Below are 21,291 nucleotides of genomic sequence, written 5' to 3'. Positions count from 1 at the left end.
GCGCGGCGTGTGCCATGGCGACGACCGCGCAAGTAAGAATTTGTGACATCGCACAAAGGCATGCGCGACGCGGAGTTAGCCGCGCGAATTCGTTTCGGATTCGCAAGTGCTAAGCATTTGTGTCGATGCGAATGTCGCGGGTTACCCAGATGACAGGCGCGATGCGCAATGCATCACATTGCATTCACGCGTATCGCTGCGTTGGATGCGACTGTCATGTCTTGCTGCGTTGAGATGACAGCATGCGCGATTGAATTCGATGTCATCGAAGGTGGAATGCGCTGTGTGCGTCTTGGTTTTTTGGTTCGCGATGGTGGCGCGATGATGCGGATGTGCAACGCTGTGCAGGTGTTGTCGATCGTGTGGCGTTGATGTAATCGACGCATGCATTGCGGCTGCACCAAAGCGAATGTCGCGATGCCTCCCTGTAGGAGCGGCGCGAGCCGCGACCGCGGGATCACATCTACGCCGAAGGTTGCGCCGTAGCTGCGTTTTCGCGGTCGCGGCTTGCGCCGCTCCTACAGGGAGGCATCGAAACGTTCGTTCTATACCGAGTTTGCGCGTGTTGTGATCGCGCATCACGCTTGCAACGAGAATTGTGTCGCAGTTGTATCGCAGCAGTTGCGCGGTCGTCGTCGCGACTCACGTCGCGCTTATCCATAAATCGAAAATCCTCGCGCAGCTATCGCATGCCCCCATGTAGGAGCGGCGTAAGCCGCGACCGCGATACCACATCTACGCCGTAGGTTGCGCCGAAGTTGCGTTGTCGCGATCGCGGCTCACGCCGCTCCTACAGGTCGGAATCACCGCTTTCGTTTTGGCTGGGCGGCGGCGAAACAGCGATGGCCTGCGCGCACGCAAAGCGGTTGTCGATCACACAAACAAAAAGGGGCGGCCTGCCGGCCGCCCCACTCCATCGCACGATCACCTCACCGCAAGCGATCCGCTCGCGGCCACGCGGCCCTCATCGCTACGGCGAATTCACACAACGCGGATCATCCACCCCGCAGGTGCCGAAGCCGATCACCTGCACCGAGATCAACGCCGGGATGTCGCGGGTCGCCAGCGCCGGTCGCTGGCCGGCCATGTCCTGCGCGACGGCGTTGACGCCGGAACTCGCCGAGGACGCGGCCGACAGGGCGCCGGTGTCAACGCCGCGCGCGACCGGGATGCCGATCGAATCGCCGTCGACCTGGATGTTGTCGGCGTTGGCCACCGTCTGCGCGGCGACGATCAGGTTGCCGCTGATGCGGATGCCGGCGTCGCCCGCGTCGATGGTGCCGCGCGGCGCAACCAGCACCGCGTCGCCGGCCTTGGCGCCGGGCACCGTCTGCAAGGTCGCGATGCCGGCGCCGCTGACCAGGCCCTTGGCGTCGATCCGGCAGTTGTGGTCGATGTCGCACACGTAGCGCACCGGCGGTTTGTCGGACGAGGTCTTGGCGCCCTTGCCGGCGTTGATGTCGCCGTTGGAACTCCAGATCAGCAGGTCGCCGCCGCGCTGGGTGAAGATGCGGCTCTGCGCGAGCAGCACGCTGCGGTCGGCGAACAGGCCGATGTCGCCGATGTCCAGGGTCAGGATGCCCTGCTGGTTCGGACCGATCACCACCGCGCCCTGGTTGTTCACCACCATCGGCGGCGCGGCCACGCTGCCGACCTGGATATCGCCGCCCGGGCCGAGGATGCGGATGTCGCCGCCCTGCTGGGTCTGCAAGGTCGAACCGCGCATGTCGAGCTGGCCGGTCGAGACCGGTTTCTCGGCGCCGTTCTGCCCGCCTTCGAGCTGATTGGCGGTGTAGCCCAGCGCGGCCGGGAACAAGGTGTTGATCGCGCGATAGCCGGCGGCGTACTTGCCGAACTCGGGGCTCGCCGGGTCCTTGTTGTCGCGGCCGGCGCGCTTGAGCACGTCGAGGAAAACCTTGTCGACCAGGCGCTGCTGCACGGCTTCGGGCTGCTGCGCGAACGCCTGCCAGGCCTGCTCGGCGTTGAGCGCGGGCGCATCGCCGCCTGCCGCGCCGTTGCCGGTCCCGCCGTTACGAGCGATGTCGTCCTGGCGCAGTTGCTGCATGTAGGCGATCAGCAAGGCCGAGTACGAGGCCGCATCGGCGCTGGACGGATCGAGGTAGCGCTGCGCGAACGCACGCGTGTTGACGCCCGGCGCGACGCCGAAGCGCACCACCAGGTCCGCGCCCTGGAACGGCAGGCCGGCGTTGTCGCGGTTGCCGATGCTGCGGATGCCGCCGCCGTCGGGCTTGAGCTGGTTGTTGGCATAGGCTTCGTTGGCCGAGGTCAGCGGGCCGAGGTCGCGACCGGTCTGCACTTCGAAGGTACCCGGCCCACCGATCTGCAACCACGATTGCGAGGTCTTGAACGCGCCGTTGCCGCGCGCCAGCGGCCGGTAGTAAAGATCGCGGCCGGCGAGGATGCGGGTGGCGTCGGACGCGCGGTAATTCTGGCCGCGGAAATCCAGGTCGACGATGTCGCGGCCGGCGCGCACCGTGGCCGGCTTGGGCAGATCGATGCGTAGCGTGTTGAGGCTGGAGCGCTCGCTCTGGATGCCGCCGAGGATGTCGCCGAGCGCGTAGATCCGCACCAGTTGCGCATCGTCGCGATGCAGGTTGGCACGCTGGTTGCGATCGGGTTCGAAGCGATCGATCAAGGCGTAGTCGAACGCGGTTTCGCCCGGCAGGCTGGCCAGTTGCCGGAACGGCGACGGCATCCAGTCCGGATCGATATCGAGCATGCGCAAGCTGTCGACCAGCGGGAACTGATCCGACAGCAGATGCAGATCGCCGCCGGCCAGCAGGCTGAGCTGGCTGTTCACCGACGGGAACAACTGGCCGCCGTTGTGCAGGCTCAGATCGCCCGCGGCCGCGCTCAGCGACAGCGTCGAGGGCAGCACCTGGGCGAAGATCGGGTTGTCGTGGATCTCGTACGGCGCCTGCGCGCGCGAGGTGCTGCGGTTGCCGTAGGCGAACAGCACATCGCCGAGGCTGAGCGTGTCGAACGACAGATCGCCGGCCACCGAGGTCACGCTGAGCTGGCTGTCGCGGCCGTAGGACTGCGAATCGGCGACGTTATCGGGCAGACGCGCGTACGACGGATTGAGCACGCGGCCGATTTCCACGTCCTGCGCGCCGGTGACCCGCCAGTTGGCGTCCTGCATCGCCAGGATCGGCGCGACTGCGCTGCGCATGCGGCTGGCGACGGCGGAGATGTTGTCGATGAACACCAGCGCATCCAGGTCGAAGGCCGAACCGATGCGGCCGCCGGCGTTGATTTCGCCCTCGCCCTTGGCGACGAAGAAATCGCCGCCGAGCAGATCGCGGCCGGCGTCGACGCGGATGTCGCCGCCGCCGAACAAACGCAGCGCGTTGTCGTCCTTGACCCAGGTGGTCGGCGCCGAGGCCGACACTTCGCGAATGTCGCGTCCCGCGCTGATGTCGATATCGCCGCCGACGCTGAGCAGGCCCTGGGCGAAGCCGCCGAAGTTGATCGAGGTCGACAGCACCGTGCGCTGATCGTCGGCGAGCACGTTGCCGGTCTGCATCCACGGCCACCAGTACTGGCCCAGATAGCTGCCGGCGTTGCCGCTGCGGCTGCCGGCCGCGTCGTCGTAGATCTGCCGGTTGCCGACGATGTCGCGGCCCGCGCGCAGGCCGATGTCGCCGGCCGCTTCGGGATTGACCGGGCCGGTGACGATGATGTCGAGCGCGGTGTTGGAGGCGGACTGATTCGAATCCACGGTCGGACGCGAACGATCGGCCGTGGTGCCTTCGCCCGGACGGCCGGCGGTGTAGACGCTGGCCGGCGCATCGCGATCGGCGAAACGGATGTCGCGCGACGAAGCCAGCTCGATCGCGCCGGTACCGGTGCGCAGCATGTTCGGCATCAGCAGTTCGCGCTTGCCGTTCTGCAACAACGTGGTGTGACCGTCGAACTTCAGGTCCGCGTTCTGATCGCCGCGCACCGAACCCGGGGCGACACTGGAGAAATCCGCGCCGGCGATGAAGCGATAGCTGCTGCTGTCGCCGCCTGCGAGAATCTTGTCGGCGAACGGCATCGGCTTGAGCGCTGACGCCTGCAGGCTCGGGGTGCGGTCGGCCGCGGCCGGCACCGGCCCGAGCACCGGCAACACCGGGCGTTCGTTGACGGTCGGAATGATGCCCGGGTCGAACACCTGCTGGGTCAGGCGCAACAGGTAATCGCGATAGCCGCCGACGTAATCGGTGTAACCGGCCGGCGAGGTCGGCGGCGCCGGGCCGAGGATCGGCGGATCGGGATCGACCGGGCCGCTGAGCAGGAACTGTTCGATCGCCTTGAGGAAACTGGTGCCCGGGCCGAACACGTCGGTGAGCTCGGGCGCCGGATCGGTCAGCATCTTCAGCAGTTCGTCGTACTGGCCGTAGTACTGGCCGATTTCCTCGGAATCGCCGTCGTACTGCACCGGTTCGGGCAGGTAGTCGTAGGCGATCGGATCGATCGCGCTGAGCGCGTCGGTGTAACGCTGGTGCGAGACCGGATACGAGCCGACCGCGCCGCCGCCGCTGGCGTTGTAGTTGTAGAAGCCGTCGGAGATGGTCGCGGCGACTTCGACGTCGCCGTCCGCGCGCAGGGTCAGCACCGGCGCGGCGCCGTTGTAGCGGAAATCCAGATTGCCCAGTTCGCCGGAGTTGAGGTTCCAGTTGGTCAACACCCGGATCGCGCCGCCGTTGATGGTCGGATCGGGATTGCGCAGTTCCACGCCGGGCCGCGCGCGGAAGTTGGCGACGCCGGCGAAACGATCGCCGAAGGCGAAGCCCGGATTGCGCACGAAACCCATCAAGGTGCCCGACTGATGCGCCTCGGCGTTGCCGTCGACATAGCCGTAGAAGGTCTGGTGCGCGCGGTTGGCCTGATCGGGCGCGAAGAAGTGGCGGTTGAGGTATTGCTTGAGTTGTTCGGGCGTGGTCGGCGGCGCCAGGACCACGCCGTTGACGTCGGTCCAGGTGCCCGGCAGCAGTTGCCCCTGCGCGTCGTACCAGCCGGCCGGATCGACGATGCCGTCGAAGTGCTTGCCGGCAGTGCTGTCGTCGTGCGCGTCGGTGGTGCTCCAGACCGCATACGCTTCCAGCCCGACTTCGCGCGCGCCGACGATGCGCTGGCCGTCCTCGATCACCACGTTGACATCGCCGCCCTGCAGCAGCGGCGCGCGCAGGTCGACGCGTCCGCCCGACAGGCCGCCGGCGCTGCCGCCGCGCACGTCGATCAGCGCATCGCGGCCGATCCGGATGATGCCGGCGTCTTCGCCGCGCACGTTCTGATAACCGTAATCGGCGTTGAGCGTTCCGTCGCTGGCGCCGCCGGTGCCGATCTTCACTTCGCCGCCGCGCTTGTTGGCGGCGCTGCCGTTGGCCAGCAAACGGCCGTCGATATCGACGCCATGGCGGCCCCACAGCTCGATCTTGCCGCCGGACGTGCCCGAGGCATCGAGGGTGCCGACGATGCGGACGTGGCCGTTGTCGGGATCGCGCGTGGTCGCATCCGCGCCGCCGTCGGCGGTGAGGCTGATCTCGCGCGCCTTCAGCGTATGCCCGGCCGACAGTTGCAGATCGCCGCTGCGGGTGCGCACCGCGACGCGTTGGTTGATGCCGCCGTCGTTCAATCGCTGCGACAGGCCGTCCAGATCGAGCGCGGCGCCGACATCGATGTCGATGCGGCCGCCGCGCCCCTTCGGCGCCGAGCCCTTGAGCGCGCCGAGCAGTTCGGCCTGGCGTTCGGGCGCGACGATGCGCAGTTCGCCGGCATCGCCGCCGCCTGCGTCGGCGGATACATCGAGGCTGGCGTTGCTCGCCAGGTGGATCGCGCCATGATCGGCCTGCAGTTCGATGCGGCCGCCCGGCGAGTACACGGTCTGGTCGAAGATCGCCTTCGGCACCGCCGAGGTGTCGATCGCCGTGCCGTCGTCCAGGCGCAGGTCGCCGGTGCGCGCGTGCAGGCCGACCTTGCCGGAATTGGCGCGGATCAGGGCATTGCCGCTGATGCTGGCGCCGTCGAGTTGGATCGCGCCGCCTTGCGGACGCGCGCTGCCGGCATCGCCGGCGCTACGCGCGAGCACGATCGCGCCGGTCGTGCGCAACGTGTTGTCGGCGCCGGCATCGGCCTGGATCAGCGGTGAGCGCAGGCTCAGCGAGGCGGCGCCGAAATCGAAGCTGCCGCGTTGCTGGACCGCGATCGAACGGTTGGCGTCGACGCTGACCGCGCCGAAGCCGAGCAGACGCTTGTCGCCGCCGCCGAACACCACTTCGCCGCCGCGCAGCTGCAACACGCCGCTGCCGGATGCGTCGGCATTGGTGGTGCTCGCCGCGCCCAGGTCGTTGCTCAGGCTCAGGCGGTCCGCGCGCAAGGTCACCGTGCCGCCGTCGCCGACGAAGCGGCCGGCGCTGAGGCTGAGCTGGCGATCGGTATCGACCGAGATGTCGCCGAAGAACGCCATGTCGCCGTAGCTGCGCAGGCTCACCCGTTCGGCCGCGGCGAACTGGTTCAAGGTGTTGCGGCCGATCACGAAGCCGTCGTAGTTGCCGTTGTCGTCCTGGGTGAAGGCGATGCGGCCGCTGTTGGCCTGGATGTCGCGGCCGCCGAGCGAGGCGCTGGCGTCGACCACGGCCTGGCCGGTGCTGTCGAGCGTCAGCGACGCGCCGCCGTCGAGCCGCGCGCCTTCGCCGACCCGCAGCAGGCCGCGCGATTGTTCGAACGCCGGCACGTTGCGGCGCTGCACGTCGACCGCGCCGGCGTTGGACACGCGCAGCAACGCGCCGTCACCGCTGACCGCGGCCGTGTTGCTCGCACTGTCGGCGACCGCGCCGATCAACAACGGGCGATCGCTGGCGCCGGCCAACTGGCCGCGCGCCTGGATCACGCTGCCGTCTTCGATCTGCAAACCTTGCGCGCCGTCGCTGGCGCGCGCGACCAACACGATCTCGGCGCCTTGCAGCGGCGCGGACGCATCGTTGGACACGATCAGGTCGCGGGTGCGCGCATCGATGCGCGTGCCCTCGCCGGTCTGGCTGCGCACGCCGCCGATCAGCAGGCTGCCGGCGCCGAGCGCGCTGAGCTGTTTGGCGTCGAGCTGCACGTAGCCGTCGCGTGCGGCCTGCGCATCGCCGCGGATCTGGATCGCATCGGCGACGATGTCGACCTGCGCCGCCGCACCGCCGGCCGCCGCGGCCACATCCAGGCGCGCGCCGAGTTCCAGCGCGCGCTGCGCGCTGAGCACCAGTTGCCCGCCGTCGCGCGGCAGGTTCGGCGCGATCAGCCCGGCCTTGGCCGCGCGCGCGGCGAAGAACGTGTTCGCGCTGCTGAGCTGGTACTGTGAGTAGCGGCCCCAGACTTCGCGCGACTGCACTTCGAAGCGATTGCTGCGCGCATCGCGCGCGCCGCTGAGCGAATCGACGTAGTAACCGGCGACCACCTGGGTGCCGTCGGGTGCGGTCAGGTTGCGGCTGCTCAGGCTGTCCTGGCCGCCGCTGCGCTGAACCACCCGGAATGCGCCGGGCAAGGTCGCGTAACGGCCCGGCAGCAAGGTGTAGACACCATCGGCGAGACCTTTCACGCCGCTCAGATAAACCGACTTGCCGACTTCGCTGCCGACCTGGCCCTGGCTGAGCAGCGGATCGCTGGCCGCCAGCGGCGATTGCACGCCGGGCACGACCGCGTATACGCCGCGCTGATCGGGATACAGATACGCCGCGCTGCCGCTGCCGCCGTCGGCATAACTGGTGCCGACCGCGGACAACACATCGCGGCTGCCGCCGGTGCCGGCGATCCATTCGAACGCCTGCAGATCGCCGCCGCCGGATAGATCCACGCGCGCGCCGTCGTCCAGGGCCAGATCGGCGCCGTCGATGCGCACCTGCCGCGCCGACGGCGCGTTGAGGTTGACTTCGATATCGCTGGCGTTCCATTGCAGGCCGTCGACGGTCTTGCCGTAGGGCAGCACGCGACCGTCGAGCGATACCGAAGTCAGGCTGCCGGCGCCGAGTTTGACGCTCTGGGTCGGCGTCAACGCGAGACCGCCGAACAAGGCGAGCGTGTCCGGATCGGTGGCCGCGCCGGCGCCGAGCACGATGCGTCCGCCCGGTGCGCGCACCACGCCGGCCTGTTCGATGTGGCTGGCGTCGAACAACAGCCGCCCGCCGGCCGACAACGGCAGCGCCGCGGCGTTGCCGTTGCCTTCGATGCGGATCGTGGTTTCATCGCGCGGCGCGGTGGCGCCGGCGCCGTTGCGCGTACCGAGCGCGCGCACGATGAAGGTCTCGCCGCTGGCCGGATACACCTGCGCGGCGGACAAGGTCAGATCGCCCGAGGTCAGCAGTTCGCCGGGGACCTGGCGGGTTTCGCCGGCCACCGCGACGCTCTGGTACTCGGTCGGCGTGTGCAGGCGCAGATCGCCGCGGCTGGCGAAGCGCGCCTCGCCGAAGTTCTGCAAGGTCACGCGACCGCCGATATCGATGAAACCGGCCTCGACCGACAAACGCGCATCACCCGGACGGCCCGGCTCGGCCAGCGCGCGACTGCGCTCGCTGCCGGGCAACAGGCCTTGCAGCGACACGTACGCCGCCGACAACTTCGCTTCGCCGCTGTTGCTGCCGGCCACGAACGCGCGTGCGTTCATCATCAAGGCGCGCGACAGCGACAGGTTGACCGCGCCGTCGAACACGACCGGCGTCACCAACGGGCCTTGCGGCAATCCGTCCTCGCCGATGCCGACCAGCAAGGTGTCGACGCCGGAACCGTGGAGACGATCGGCGGCGAAATACATCTTGCCCGATGGCGTGGCCGCGCCCGGCTCGATCGTTTCGCCGGGCTTGGCCGCTGCGTTCAAGCGACTGCCGTCCTGATGGAACACGATCGCGCTGGTCGCCAGCGGCGCGCGGCCGCCGCTGTTGTCGAGCGGCCGCGTGCTTTGCGCCGCGAGCAACTGCACGCTGCCGCCGCGCGCCTGCGCATCGCCGCCCGCGGCATGGATATCGCCATCGAAATACAGACCGGCCGCGGACGACAGCATTAGGTCGCCGCCGGCGCTCCACACCGGGCGCGGCGCCAGCCGCGCATCGCCGAGGCCGGCACCGTCGGCCGGCAGATCGAACACCGCGCGCGCGCCGGACAGATCCAGTCGCGCGCCCTGCTCGACCACCACGTAACCGCTGTCGCTGCTCAATGTGATGCGGCCGCCGTCGAGCACCTTGCCGTCGCGCGGCACCGCGCCGCCTTGCGGCAACGGGGTCTTGAACGGATCGAGCAAGGCCACGCCGGACACGTCCAGCACCGCATCCTGGCCGACCCACACCGACTTGGAACCGCGCCAGTAATCGATCGGCGCCGGGCTGTGCGAGGGCGACAGGCCCTGCACCGAGGTATCGCCGGACAGCGCGATGCTGCCGCCGTGCGCGGTCACGCTGCCGAGCACGGTGAGCTGACCGCGCGAGCCCAGGCGTGCGTCGCCGCCGGCATCGAGTTGCAGCTGCGCGCCTTCGTCGAGCAACAAGGTGTCGCGCAGTTGTCCCAGTTGCGGGTGGTTGGGCAAGGTGCGGCCGGTCGCGGCGCCGGCTTCGAGAGCGAAGTCGGCGGCGGTGCGGTGGAAGGTGTCGATCAGGCCGAAGGCGCCGTTGTCGCCGCGGCCGTCGAGGTTCAAACCTGCGTAAAGATCCGCGCCGGTCGGCAGCAGACGCAGCGCTTCGCGGTTGGGGACGAAGTTGCGCTGCGAGACCCGCACGGTGGTGTCCGCGGCGATGGTCGCGTCGTGCTGGGCGACCAGATCGTAGCTGCCGAAGTCGCCTTGTTCGAAGAAACCCGCATCGAGTCGCAGGGTGCGCGCATCGTCGGACGCTGCGGTCCCGGCCGCGCCGCCGATCCGGATGTCGCGCGCCTGCAGGCTCAAACGCCCGCCGCCGGCCAGACCGCCCGCATGCACGGTCGCGTCCTGGAAGCGCAACTGCCCCGCTTCGCCGTCGGCGGCGTAGAACGACGCCGGCAGGTTGCCGTTGAGCGAATTCTCGTCGCCCGCGGCCGGTTGGTAGGTCAGCAGCGCGATGTCGCCGCCGCGGCCGAGCGGCACGCCGTTCTTCTGCGCAAGGCTACCATCGGGCAGGATGCGGCCGCCGCCGGACACGTCGAGCACCGCGCCGCGTTCGAGCACGATCGCGCCGCTGGCGTCGCGCAATTCGCCGCCGTTGTTCTGCAGGCGCGAGGTCGTGCTCAGGCGGATGCTGCCGCCATCGATGTTGGCGCCGCCGCTGCGTTGTCCGGCGATGCGGTCGCCGTCGTTGACCCACTGCCCGCGGGTGGACAGGCGCGCGCCCGAACCGACGGTGATGCCGCGCCGTTCGCCGGCCTTGAGGTCGTTGTCGAATTCGGCCGCGGCCGACAGCACGATATCGCCCGATTCGGCCTGCAAGCTGCCGTCCACGTTGATGCGCGAACCGCTCAGGGCGATGCGTCCGCCGGCCTGCACCTGCAACTGCGCGTCGGCGGCGACTTCGATATGGGCGCGCGGATCGTTGATCTCGACCGCGCCGAAGCCGGCCGCGTTGAGCAACTGCGTCGACACGTTGGTGACGCGCGAACCGTCGGCGGCGAAGGTGTGCGGCAGCGCGGTGTTCATGCCGAACCCGGCCGGCGCGTCCTCGCTGCGCGCCGATTGCAGGCGCCAGTCGGTGAACGGGCCGTTGTCGACCGACAGCTTGAATACGCCGCCGCGCGCGAGTTCGCCGCGCTCGATCTGATGACGGCCGGATTCGGCCTCGGCATGGATGTCGCCGGCGAGCAGCAGCCCGCTTTCGACGCCGTTGGCGCCGCCGCTGGCGTCCTGCTTCAAGCGGATGCTCAAGGTGCCAGCGTCGCCGCCTTCCAGATAATCCGACTCAAAGCGGCGCTCGCGCCCGCCCAGCGGCGAGCCGAACACTTCCTGCACGTCCCAGCGCTGATGGTCGAGGGTGTAGGCGTCGGCGAAACCCAGGTAACTCTGGCTCGGATCGGCATCGGCGAGGCTGTAGCGGCGGCCGTCGGCGCCGAGCAGGCGGCGCGATTCCACCATCCCGCCGAGGTAATGCACGTAGCCGGCGCCCAGTTCCATGGTCGAGCCCGAGCGCGCGACGAAGTCGCGGCCGATGACGTTGATCGAACCGCCGTCGACCAGCATCTGGTCGATCTTGCGCGGCACCTGATCGGCGTAACCGGCGGCGTTGAGCAAGGGGCTGCCAACCCAGGCGCGGCCGTCGTCGGTGACGCCGTGCTCGCGGATGCCGAGCTGCACTTTCTGCCGGAACAATCCGCCGCCGCGCAGCAGCGGCGAATCGGCGAGTTCGTTTTCGCCGATGCGTTCGATGGTGACGTAGTTGTCCGACATCGGACGCTGCACATCGGTCAAGCCGGCGACATTGAGCGTCGCGCCGTGTTCGAGCAGGATGCGTCCCGGCGGCGGCTTGACTCCGGCCTGGCGCAGCACGTCCATGCCGACCAGATCGAGGTTGGCGCCGGGCATCAGCACCAGCGAATTTTCCTGGAAGCGGATCTGCGCGCCGGCCAGGGTCGCGCTCGGCGGTTGGAACGCTTTGTCGGCGCTCGGCGCGGAGGTGGTGGTTTCGCCGTCGCGCTCGGGCAGGATCACGGTGGCCGAATCGCGGCCGAAACTCAGCGAACCGCCGATGCGGTCGGCGAGTTCGGCGGCGGTGTTGGCGTCGCTGGCGCGGGTGTGGTTGGCGGCGACGATCGAAATCTTGCCGGGCCGGCTGACGCCGGTGGTGGTGCCGACATAGCCGTCCTGGCGGATGTCGTGGCCGGTCAGAGTCACCTCGCCACGCTTGCTGGCGATGATGCCGGTGTTGTCGAAGCGGCCGTAGCCCAGCGCAGCCGGATCGGTGCCGGCGACCGTGCCGATGTCGCCGTAGCGCAAACGCAGATCGTTGCCGCCGCTGGGCTGGCCGGCGCGCGCGCCGATCACCGCGGCCATCTGCACCTGCCCGTCCTCGCCCTGCACGCTGCCGGCGTTGCTGATGTTCGGCGCGGCGATCAGCGCGTAGCCGCCGGCCGCGGTCTTGATCTGCGCGCCGGCTTCGATCTTGATGTCGCCCGGCTGGCTCGGCAACGCGCCGATGCCGCTGTAGTCGACCCGTTCGGAGGTCAGCACGAACGCGTCCTGGGTGTCCTGCCGGGCGCGCTGGATGCCTTCGTTGATGAAGATGCGATTGCTCTTGGCGACGTCGTTGTCGAACAGATTCAGCGACGAAGCCACCAGCGAACGCGTATTGACCTGACTGCCGCCGCCGAACACCACGCCGTTGCGGTTGAGCAGGTACACGCTGCCCTCGGCCTTGACCCGGCCGAGAATCTGGCTGGGCCGGCCGCTGGGATCGTCGATGCGGTTGAGCGCGATCCAGTCGTTGCCGCTGCTCTGGTTGCCGCCGCGCTGGTCGAAATACACCGTGGTCTGCTTGCCGACGTTGAAGCTTTCCCAGCTCAGGATGGCTTTCTTCTGGGTCTGCTCGATGGTGACCGTGGTGTCGGCGCCGTCGACGCGCTGGGTCGGGGCCTTGGCGCCGAGCCACAGCTTGGATTCGCCCAGGCGCGGATCGTTGGCGAGGATCGCGCCGGGTTCGATGCGCACGCCGGCGGCGATCTTCAAACCGCCCTCGCCCAGGCCGTTGGGCACGTTGTTGCCGATCTGCGAAGCCGCCGCCGCGGCGCGCGCGGCGACCTGCGCCGCATCGAGCGCGCTGCGCACCTGCGCGGCCCGACCGAACGCGGCCAGCGATTTCTGCGCGGCCCGTTGCGCGCGCACCGATTGCAGCCCTTGCTGCTGCACCGCGCGCGCGGCCTGCGCGGACGGATCGAGCCCGCGCCGCGCGAACGGATTGGGATCGGCCTGCGCCGTACCGCCGATCAAGGCCATCGAGATCGCCGCGCTCAGCGCGAGCACGCGCAGCGGACTGGTACGGAAACCACGAACGGGCTTGCGGGTCATGACGGCTTCCTTTGCATACGGCGTGACGGCGCGGCGGGGGTCTCGCGGCGATGGGGATCGGGGGGCGTGGTTTGGGATGTGGCGGGCGATGGCGGTTGCGATTGCATGAGCGCGCGCCATCGGCAACCCGGCGCAACCTGCTGTTGCCCCCTTTGAAAAAGGGGGCGGCGACCGCGCAGCGGACGCGGGGGATTTGCTTTTGCTTTTGCTTTTGTTCTTGTCGTCGCCGTGTACGCCTGCTCAAAGCAAAAGCAAATCCCCCCCAGCCCCCCTTTTTCAAAGGGAGGAAAGGCGGGGTCGCTGACAGGTGACGTGGGCGTAGTCATGACGATCAGCGCACCGGCCTCAACGCGGGCGGCGCGAACTGCCGCGCGGGACGCTGCGGTACGACCGAACGGCCGTATTGATCGCCCAATCGCTGCCGAGTCGCGGCCGGCGTCGCCAAGCCCAGTCCGATCGGAGCGATGCGATCGCCGGGCGGTTCGTCGGCGATCACCGGCGCGACCTTGTCGACCTCGGCCTTGAGCGCCTGATTGAGACACGACCAGCGCCCCGCTTCGTCGTTGCCGATGCGCACCTGCACGCACGGCGCCGTGACCGGCTTGGACGCCGGCAACAGACGCTGCTGCGCGCCCGCCGACCCGGCGGCCAGCATCACGGCTGCGACGAGGGCGCGCCGACAATTCATCCGCCGCCCGACTTGCCTGTATCGCCGGCCATGCGATCGCCGCTCGTGCCGCGATCCACCGCCGCACCGGCATCCGCGCCCGCCGAAGCATCGGCCGCGCGCACACCGGCATCGCCCGCGCACTGCGCCAGCGCATCGCGCTGACGATCGAGCTTGTCTTCGAGCGTACGCACCTGGTTCTCCTTCTCGACCCGGTTGAACCCGAGCGGTCCGAAACCGCGCGAACGCACGAACGCGATGAAGGCCGGATCGCGATACAGCCCGGCCAGCTCGCGCCCGGTGTCGTACAAGGCCTGGGTGCCGGTCGCGCAACGCGCCGACTGCGCCTGCGCCGCATCGAGCTGCTTGGCCAGCGCAATGCGCTCGGCTTCCTTCTGTTGCGCCAGCTGCGCGGCCTGCTGTTGCGCCGCCTGCCACTTGCCGGCGCTCGCGCGCGCTTGCTCGGACGCGGCCGCGTTCTGCTCGATCTGTCGCTGCAACGCCGCCAGCCGTGCGCTGTCGTCGCGCACCGCAGGTTTCGCGGCCTGGGCCTTGAGCGCGTCGCGCTCGCGCTCGGCCGAGGCGGTCGCCGCCTGCTGCGCGGCCAGTGCGGCTTCGGCGGTGCGCAGGCGCGCGCCGGTGTCGCGCAGCGCATCGCGCAGGCGGGTCTCGTTGGCGGTCTGCGCCTGCGCGCCGGGCACGACGAAACACAGCGTCAGCGCCAGTGACAGCGACAAGCCGCGGGCGATCGAACGACGCACAATCCGGTTCGGATCAGGCATGCGTACCGCACGGGCAGGCATGCGCGTCACCGCCGCGCCGGTCGCCCTCGACACCATCGCATCGCAACCCGATGGGTTCGACGCACACAAACGCTCAGGATGCAGACGCATCTTCATCGCTCCCGTGCTCAGAATTCAGTACTGAGATCGAGCTGGACCACGTCCACCGAATACGGCGCACCGGTCATCTCGTTCGCGCTGAGCCAGCGCAGCCCCAGCCAGGTGTTGCGCGCCAGGCCAAGCGCGCCGCCGACGATGAAGCCGCGCGCGTTGGTGCCGCCCAGGTGGAAGTCCGAATCGGTGAAGGCGTCCGGCACGGCGTCGGATTCCAGGCGCTTGTAGCCGATGCTCGCGTTCCAGTCCCAGGCCTTGGCGATCTTCGGCTGACCGACCAGCAGGTTGACGTAGTAACCGCTGTCGCCGCCGTCGTGCTGCAGCGGCTCGATGTTGGGCTTGAAGTTGTTGAGCGGGCCGAGCGCCTGGATGCGCTTGGCGTCGTACTTGAGGTTCTTGACCACGTCGGCCTCGATCACGATCTTGACCGGATCGAAGCTGGCGATCTCCAGCGCCGCGTGCAGGTTGGCCACGCCGAATTCGCTGGCGTAGCCGAAGTACTGCAACTGCGGGCCGTCGGGCGCGCCCGAGGCCGGCACGATGTCGCGGATCGCGAACATGGTGTTGCCGAACTGCTGGAACTGCGGCCGCGACAGATCGGTGTCGCACACGTCCTTGGAGGTCGGCGCGATGCACGGCGACGAGCGCTCGCCGTTGATGTGGTCGAACAGGAAATACCCCAGGCCGAACTTCAGTTTCACGTCGTCGCTGAATTTCCAGTCCGCGCCGGCCTGCACGCCGTACAGCCATTTGTCGCGGCTGCTGGCCTTGTCGGCGCGCTGGGTCGAGCCGAAATCGAAGTCGGTGTTGAAGATCGGGAACGCGCCGACGTTGACGTAGGGATGGAAATCCGGGCCCAGATCGAACTCGGTCTTGACCGCCACGCCGTCGAAGCCCAAGTCGGTGTCGAACAGCAGATCGCTGGTCCAGAACGGACTGGGCGCGCGGCCGATGTCGGCGGTCAGCCAGTCGGTCGGCTTGAGCCGCAGGTAGGCGCGATCGAGCCACAGCGAGTACTTGGACAGATTGCCGCCGGCGCCGAGGGTCTGGTTGGTCGACACCGGGCTGCGGTCGCTGCCGGTGGCCATGCGCAGGTCGGCCTCGACCCAGTCGGCGATCTGCGCGTGGACGCCCAGGCGCGCGCGCATGCGCATGCGGCCGCGGTTCTTGGTGGTGTTGACGGTCGGCAGCGGATTGGACAGCGGATCGTTGACGTCGTAACCGGTGCCGGCGTTGAGCATGCCGAAATTCGGGAAGTCGTTGTAGTTCTCGCCGTCGTTGAGCACGTCCTCGGCGCGCGCGCGCAGGTCGCCGTAGACGCTGATGCGCTGGGTCCATTCGGGCAGCGCGTTCGGCGCCGCCCAGCCTTCGCTCTTGGCCTGCTGGGTGACTTCCGCGCGCAGTTCGTCCTTGATCTGCTGACGCACGACTTCGGGAATGTACGGCACGACCACCGCGCCGGGCGCGGTCTGGTACGCCGGCTGCGCGGCCACCGCCGTCGCAGGCCGGGTCGCGGCGCTGGCGCTCGCCTCGGCGATCAAGTCGTCGGCCTGCTCGCGCGTCATCACGCCTTTGGCGACCAGCAGATCGATGAGCTTGAGGGTGACTTCGGGGCTGATCTTGGACGCGTCGACCGGCGGCGCGGCCAGGGCGGGCGTCATGCACAGCGCGGCCAGCGCCAGCGTCAATGCGCTCAGTGTCAATGCGCTCAGCGTGAAGCGGCGATGCGGATTGGACAATGCGGTCATGGTGGTTCCCGGTGAGACGAAGACGAAACATTCGGGCGCGCTCACAGCGCTAGCCCGGCGAAATGGCGCCGATGCGCAGGTTGATCGGTTGCGGCATCTGCTCCGGCGGCGGCTGCGGCAGCGCGCGGCCCTGCAAGGCGGCGACGATGGCGCGGTCGAGGTCGGGCTTGCCGGTGGAGGTGATCACCTGCGAACGCTGGATCGTGCCGTCGGCGTTGAGCCACATCGCGACGGTCGCCGAATAGCGGCCCTTGCGGGTTTTCTCGTCGCGCTGCAGGTACTGCTGCACGTTGCGCTGGACCATCGCGGCATAGCCGGCATACGGATTGCCGCCACCGCCCTTGCCGCCGATGCGGGTGCCGCCACCGCCGCTGCCCGGGGTCAGGCCGAATTCGTTCGAACCCGGTCCGGCGTCGGCGGTGAGCGGATCGCCCGGCGGATCGGCCGAGTCGTCCTTGGGCGGATCGAGCGATTCGAACGGCGTGTTCTCGACCAGTTTTTCTTCCTCCGGCACCTTGTCGGGTTGCGGCGGAGGCGGCGGCGGTGGAGGCGGCGGCAGGATCACCTGGGTGATCCGCGGCGGCATGCGCTTCTGGGTCGGGCCGGCATCCTGCATCAGCGACCACACCAGCCACGCGAGCACCGCGAACACGCCCAGCGCGCCGAGCACGGTGAGCGCGCGCGACCAGCGCGAAGGTTGTCCGTAGGAACGGCTCACGATCCCCGCCCGCTCAACCGGCGGCCTGGCGCTGCGACGCCAGACCGATCGAGGAAATGCCGAGCTTGCTGCACAGGTCCAGCACCGCCATGACCTTGTCGTACTGCACCGCGCGATCGCCGCGCAGGATCACCGGCAGTTCGGCGTCGTTGGCCAGCGCGTTGCGCAGTTGCTGTTCGAGCTCGCTCATGCTGACCGGCACCGCGTCGATGCTGAGCTGGCCGGCGTTGTCGATCGCGATCACCTTGGTCTTGGGCACCGACAGCGGCTGGCTCGCGCTGGCCTTGGGCAGGTCGACCTTGATCCCCTGCACCGCCGCGGTGGTCATGATGATGAAGATCACCAGCAGCACGTAAGCCAGATCCAGCATCGGCGTGATGTTGATGTCGTCGTAGGGTTTCTTGCCCTGCACCTTCACGGCAGCGTCTCCGTCGACACGCTGCGGGTCAGCTGCGACGGCAGCGGCGCGTCGCCGGCATAGTCTTCGGCGATGCGCTTTTCCAGTTCGTCGACGAACACCTGCATATCCGCGCCGATCGCTTCGGTGCGGCTGAGCAGATAGTTGTAGCCGAACAGCGCCGGGATCGCGACGGCCAGGCCGGCGACGGTCGCCAGCAGCGCCGCGGCGATGCCGGGCGCGATCGCGTTGATGTTGACGTCGCCGGCCGCGGCGACCGCGGCGAAGGTGATCATCACGCCGACCACGGTGCCGAGCAGGCCGAGGAAGGGGCCGCCGGAAATCGCGATGGTCAGCAGCACCATCATCTTGTTCAGGCGCTGGCCTTCGCGCACCGCGGCGGCGTCGAGCGCGGAACGGATCGCGGCGATCGACTGGGTGCGCACCACCGAACGTCCGCCGCCGGCGGCGACGCGGTTGCGCAGTTCTTCCAGGCCGACTTCGAGCAAGCGCGCGAGATTGGATTTTTCGCCGTTGAGCGGGCCGCTGTCCTGCGCGCCCTTGACCCAGGCGGCGTCGTGCAGCGGGTACTCGCCGGCGTACTTGCGGAACGCCTGCAGGAAGCGCTCGTTGGCCTTGGCGGTGGCGTTGACGAACACGCCCTTGCCGATCATCACCCACCACGAGATCACCGCCATGAAGCCGAGGATCACGATCACGATCCAGGCATCGACGGTCAGCGCGCTGAACAAGATGCCGAAGTAGTTGTGGCCGCCATCGCCGGAGCGTTGTTCGACCGGCTGGAACGTAAGCAGGCGCGCGTCCAGGCCCTGGCTGTGCGCGGCGGCCTGGATCAGGCCGACCGGACGGGCGATTTTCGACACCTGCACTTCGTCGATCAGGCCGATGAAATTGGCGCGCGCAGCGTTGCCGTCGGCGGCTTTCTCGCCGCCGATCGACAGGCCCGCGTTCGCCGCCGGCAAGGCCGCGGCGACTTCGCCGACCGGCGCGCCGTTGAGGTACACCGTCACCTTGTTGTCGCCGGCGCGTACCGCGACGTGCGCCCAACTGTCACCGGTCAACGGCGCGCCGGCGGAGGTGCGCAGCACGCCGGCGGCGCTCGGCACTTCGGCGTACAGCACGCCCGCGTCGAGCAACACGGTCAGCGCGCCGGGCAAGGCCACGATCACGCCGCTCGCGTTCGCCGCGGCCGGTTTTATCCAGGCCGACACCGTCAACGCCTGCGCGGCGGTGATGTTCAACGACGACGAGGCCGGCACGTTCAACGGCGTCTGGCCGTTCATCTGCAGGCCCGAACCGATCAACGCGGCCTGGGCCAGGGTCAACGGCGGCCGCGCGTTGTTGGCGTAGGCGGTCTGGTCGTTGCCGGCGGTGCCCTGGTCGGCGAAGTGATACACCGCGACGCTGTCGGCGTCGTAGCTACCCTTGGCGTCGCTGCCCGGCGTCGCTTCGGGGTTGCCGAAGTAGACGTAGATCGACGCCGCCGCGTTGGCTTGCAGGTCCGGCAGATCGACCCAGGCCAGCGCGACCTGATCGACCAGGCCGTCGTATTTCTCGAAGTGGTACTTCAGCGGCGTGCGGTCGTCAGCGGCGATGAAACGCACGTCGCTGCCGTCTTCCTTGGCGTCGGCGAAATTGAAGTTGCCCGAGTGCAGGCGCACCAGTACCTGGGTGCGGCCGCCGGGTTCGCTCACGCCGGCGCCGGCCGAGGTGGTGTTGAGATCGACCTTGGCCCGGTAGTTCCACTTGCCGTCCCACCACGAGGCCGCCATCGCCGGCAGCGAGAGCAACAACAACACAGTGGCCAGCATCACGCGCAATCGGTTCACGACACATCCCCAGTAGGTGTAGTTCGGCCCCGCATGCGCGCCGGGCCGGCAAATCAACAGGTCGCGACGCCCGCGAGGGCGGCGCACCGGTGTTGCATGGTCAGAACTCGCCCCACAGGCGTACGCCGACTTCGACCCCATCGGGTTTGCGGTCGCGGCCGTTGGGGCTGGACAGCGGCTTGGCGACATCGACCGAGCCGTTGAAATGACCGAAGGCTTTCAGCGATGCGCCGAAGCCGGCGCTGACCAGGGTCTCGCTGCGCAGCTGATCGGGCAGCGGATCGTTGATCCGCGCATAACCGGCATCGACGAACGCGCGCAGGCGCAGTTCCTGGAACGCATCGCCGAGCGAATCGGAGAACGACGGCGTGCGCGCTTCAAGCGTTGCCGCCGCGCCCAGGTCGCCGAGCGATTCGGATTCGTAATAGCCGCGCACGCTGTCGAGGCCGCCGATGCTGAATTGCTCGTTGCTGATCAACGGCTCGCCGGCGAACTGGCTTTGCAGGCGCAGCATCAACTGCGCGTCGTTGCTGTATTTCCAGGTGTGCGAACCGGAGGCGCGCAGGTAGAAGAAATTCGGCTGCGCCTGATAGCGCTTGGCGTCGAACGCAGCGCGGCCGTCGCCGACGCCGCGCAGGTTGAACACCGCCGACAGGGCCAGGTCGCTGACCGAGCGCTCTTTCACCCAGTCGGCGTTGTAGTTGACGCTGATCGGCAGGTATTCGATCGGCACCGAACCGCGGTCGGCGCCCTGCACCAGGTTCTCGTTGAAGTCCTTGTAGTCCAGACCCAGGCTCAACGAGTGGAAGAAGCCTTCGCGCGCGGCGAACGAACGCATCAGCCGCACGCCGGCCAGGGTGCCGTTGCCGATCACGTTGAGATCGCCGACCACCGCGATGTCGCTCTTGCTGCGCACCGCGTAGCCGAGCAATGAATAAGGCGAGGCGCCGAAGCGCGCCAGGTACGAGGCCGAGAACACTTCGGCGTCCGAACGCCGCTGCGGCGCGATCTGCGCCGACAGGCTGATGCTGTGGCCGCGCTGCCACAGATTGTCGTAGCGCACGCTCGCCGCGAGGCGTTGCTCGGTGGTGTTGGCGCTGTTGCGGTTGTTGAGTTCCAGCGAGCCGTGCAGCGGCAGGCTGTCTTCGACATTGAGGTCGACATCGACCGTGTTCGGCGTGGCGCCGGCCTTGATCTCCGGGGTGACGCGGCGATCGGGCCATTGGTTCAGCGCAACGATATCGCGCTGCACGTCCTTGAAATTCGGCACCTGGCCTTGCGCCAGCGACGGCGCGGCGCGCTCGATGTCGTCGGGCGAAAAGTAATCCGCGCCGTTGACCCGCAGCCGGCCGACCTTCTGTTCGTTGACCTGCAAGGTGACCAGGCCGGTGGACGCGTCCTGCTCCGGGATCACCACGCTGACGGTCGGAAAGCCCTTATGGTCGTACAGCGCCTGCAACGCGGCGCGCGCGGCTTCGACATCCTGTTCGCTGCGCTGCGGCCCCAGATGCGGGTACACCGCCTTTTCTATATCGAGATTGCTCAGCTGGCTGTTGCCGAGCACCTGGTAGGCCATCACGTCGAAGCGAGCGATCGGCGCGGCGGCTTGCGCCGCCGTCGAGGTTTCCTGCGCGTGTAAGCGCGCCGGTCCGAGCAAGCTCAGTCCGACGGCTGCGATGAGGCGTAGAGACATCGAGCCGAAACCATCCCTGTTGCGCCGTCCCGAGTACCGGTCGGCAGACCGCGCAAAGGTAGGTTCGCTATGTGACGGTGTTGGAACTGCTACATGACAAGGCACATAAACTTGGTCATGTGGCTGTCAATGATCGAGGCCGAATGTCACAAGTTGCTGCGGTGACCAGCGAATTACGCACTGGATCACCTGCCATCTCATTGCGAGATGAGCGGTATCACACAGGTGAGAAATGTTGCGCGTTGTAGTTGCAGGTTCGATACATTTGTTTTCGCGGACTCTCGCGAACGCTGTCGATTCGTTCGTTTGCTCGGGTTTCGTGGTG

The 21,291-nt window shown here is 68.3% G+C and carries 9 protein-coding genes; 1 reads left to right on the top strand and 8 read right to left on the bottom strand.

What is annotated here, in order from left to right; genetic code table 11:
- Positions 1-168 precede the first annotated feature (168 nt).
- The gene (locus KME82_RS12250; RefSeq protein ID WP_215498749.1) at positions 169-372 is read left to right on the top strand and encodes a hypothetical protein; all 204 of its coding nucleotides are present in this window, start codon (positions 169-171) and stop codon (positions 370-372) included.
- 598 nt (positions 373-970) lie between these two features.
- On the opposite strand, the gene KME82_RS12245 is transcribed toward KME82_RS12250, so the two are convergent.
- The 8 genes from KME82_RS12245 to KME82_RS12210 all read right to left on the bottom strand — a co-directional run bounded on the left by KME82_RS12245 (position 971) and on the right by KME82_RS12210 (position 20,966).
- Positions 971-12,997, bottom strand: coding sequence for a filamentous hemagglutinin family protein (locus KME82_RS12245; RefSeq protein WP_215498748.1), 12,027 nt, complete (start codon positions 12,995-12,997; stop codon positions 971-973).
- 331 nt (positions 12,998-13,328) lie between these two features.
- Positions 13,329-13,652 (bottom strand): hypothetical protein, encoded by a 324-nt coding sequence (locus KME82_RS12240; RefSeq protein ID WP_215498747.1) that lies wholly within the window; start codon positions 13,650-13,652, stop codon positions 13,329-13,331.
- Positions 13,653-13,681: 29 nt separating this feature from the next.
- A complete protein-coding gene (locus tag KME82_RS12235; protein ID WP_215498746.1) occupies positions 13,682-14,401 on the bottom strand; it encodes a hypothetical protein in 720 nt (239 codons plus the stop codon).
- A gap of 173 nt (positions 14,402-14,574) precedes the next feature.
- The gene (locus tag KME82_RS12230; protein ID WP_215498745.1) at positions 14,575-16,308 is read right to left on the bottom strand and encodes a putative porin; all 1,734 of its coding nucleotides are present in this window, start codon (positions 16,306-16,308) and stop codon (positions 14,575-14,577) included.
- A gap of 49 nt (positions 16,309-16,357) precedes the next feature.
- Complete coding sequence (locus tag KME82_RS12225) at positions 16,358-17,026, bottom strand: cell envelope integrity protein TolA (RefSeq protein ID WP_215498744.1); 669 nt, start codon at positions 17,024-17,026, stop codon at positions 16,358-16,360.
- Between the two features lie 13 nt (positions 17,027-17,039).
- A complete protein-coding gene (locus tag KME82_RS12220; RefSeq protein WP_036102888.1) occupies positions 17,040-17,444 on the bottom strand; it encodes an ExbD/TolR family protein in 405 nt (134 codons plus the stop codon).
- Positions 17,441-19,273, bottom strand: coding sequence for a DUF2341 domain-containing protein (locus KME82_RS12215; protein WP_215498743.1), 1,833 nt, complete (start codon positions 19,271-19,273; stop codon positions 17,441-17,443). The genes KME82_RS12220 and KME82_RS12215 overlap by 4 nt, the downstream gene beginning before the upstream one ends.
- A gap of 100 nt (positions 19,274-19,373) precedes the next feature.
- The gene (locus tag KME82_RS12210; protein WP_215498742.1) at positions 19,374-20,966 is read right to left on the bottom strand and encodes a ShlB/FhaC/HecB family hemolysin secretion/activation protein; all 1,593 of its coding nucleotides are present in this window, start codon (positions 20,964-20,966) and stop codon (positions 19,374-19,376) included.
- Positions 20,967-21,291 lie beyond the last annotated feature (325 nt).

The sequence above is a fragment of the Lysobacter capsici genome (assembly GCF_018732085.1).
Lineage (GTDB): Bacteria > Pseudomonadota > Gammaproteobacteria > Xanthomonadales > Xanthomonadaceae > Lysobacter > Lysobacter capsici_A.
The sequence above is the reverse complement of the archived record's forward strand: the minus strand, read 5'-3'. Positions and strand labels throughout refer to the sequence as shown.

Coding starts and splice junctions, on each gene's coding strand:
- KME82_RS12250 (WP_215498749.1), top strand. CDS start 169: ATGCATCACATTGCATTCACGCGTATCGCTGCGTTGGATGCGACTGTC.
- KME82_RS12245 (WP_215498748.1), bottom strand. CDS start 12,997: ATGACCCGCAAGCCCGTTCGTGGTTTCCGTACCAGTCCGCTGCGCGTG.
- KME82_RS12240 (WP_215498747.1), bottom strand. CDS start 13,652: ATGCTGGCCGCCGGGTCGGCGGGCGCGCAGCAGCGTCTGTTGCCGGCG.
- KME82_RS12230 (WP_215498745.1), bottom strand. CDS start 16,308: ATGACCGCATTGTCCAATCCGCATCGCCGCTTCACGCTGAGCGCATTG.
- KME82_RS12210 (WP_215498742.1), bottom strand. CDS start 20,966: ATGTCTCTACGCCTCATCGCAGCCGTCGGACTGAGCTTGCTCGGACCG.